General features: G+C 45.9%; 1 protein-coding gene and 1 pseudogene. Both read right to left on the reverse strand.

Annotated elements, in window-relative coordinates; translation table 11 throughout:
- Positions 1–722, reverse strand: a pseudogene (locus Q0277_RS08725) (RNA degradosome polyphosphate kinase); the annotation flags it as partial.
- Positions 723–835: 113 nt separating this feature from the next.
- Positions 836–1003, reverse strand: a complete 168-nt coding sequence (locus Q0277_RS08730; RefSeq protein ID WP_297997312.1) for a hypothetical protein — start codon at positions 1001–1003, stop codon at positions 836–838.
- Positions 1004–1100 lie beyond the last annotated feature (97 nt).

The raw sequence follows: 1100 nt of genomic DNA on the forward strand, positions 1-1100 counted from the left end.
TCCAGGATCATCATAAAATCGTCCGCTTCCTCCTCCTCGATTACGATATCTGCGTTTCGCGTGACGCGGAAAGCTGCGGAGCTGATGAGCTTGTAGCCCGGGAAAATCTCCTCCGCATGGCGCTTTACGATGGTGCCAATCGGCACGTAGGTGTTTTGCGCGACCTGCACGAAGCGCGGGATCACGCGTGGAATTCTAATCATCCCGAAATGCACCGACTCGGGGGCGCCCTCGTCGCAGAGCTTGACTGCGAGGGAGAAGCTGAGATTGTTTAGATGTGGGAAAGGATGGGTCGCATCCACTGCGATCGGGACGATGACGGGCATTATCTGCGAGAAAAAAAACTCGTCCGCCACCGGCTTCAGCTCGGGCTGTAGCTCGTCGTAGCTTTTGATAAAAAGCCCGTTTTTGCAAAGCTCTTTTTGGATGCCGAAATACTGCTGCTCAAGCTCGGTTTGTTCGTTTCTTAGATATGAGCGGATCGCGCGCAGCTGCTCAAGAGGCGTCATCTCATCGTCCCCGCTGGTTATAACGCCGGCGGTAAAAAGCTGCTTCAAGCCCGCCACGCGGATCATATAAAATTCGTCTAAATTCGTGCTGTAAATCGCTAGGAATTTTAATTTCTCAATTAGCGGGATATCCTTTTTGCATTGTTCTAGCACGCGGGTATTGAAGCGCAGCCAACTTAGCTCGCGGTTTATAAAATTATTTTGTGTTTGCATAAAAACTCCTTTTTGAATATTAATTCTAAGATTATAGCCCAATTAAGATTAAATTTTAAAGTCCGAATTTCATGAGCTTGCAAGTGGGGCAATTTAGTATTTACAATTCTGCCCTAATTCCCTATTTTTCCTAAGTCCTTGCACATTTGCGTGTCGCCATCCTCACAACCTAGCTTTAAATATCGCCTCAAATATAAAATTTGCTCTTTCTCTTCCTCGCTCATATCAAGCACCCATTTGCACGCTTGTTTTATTGCGAGTATAAAAAATAGCGCTTTCATGTTAGCTCCTACATACGATATAAATTTAAATCAGAAAGCGACGTAAATTTTATCTTTTTACTAACGGCTGCACTTTGATTGCGCTCTGCCGCGGCTT

The organism is uncultured Campylobacter sp., assembly GCF_938030815.1.
Lineage (GTDB): Bacteria > Campylobacterota > Campylobacteria > Campylobacterales > Campylobacteraceae > Campylobacter_B.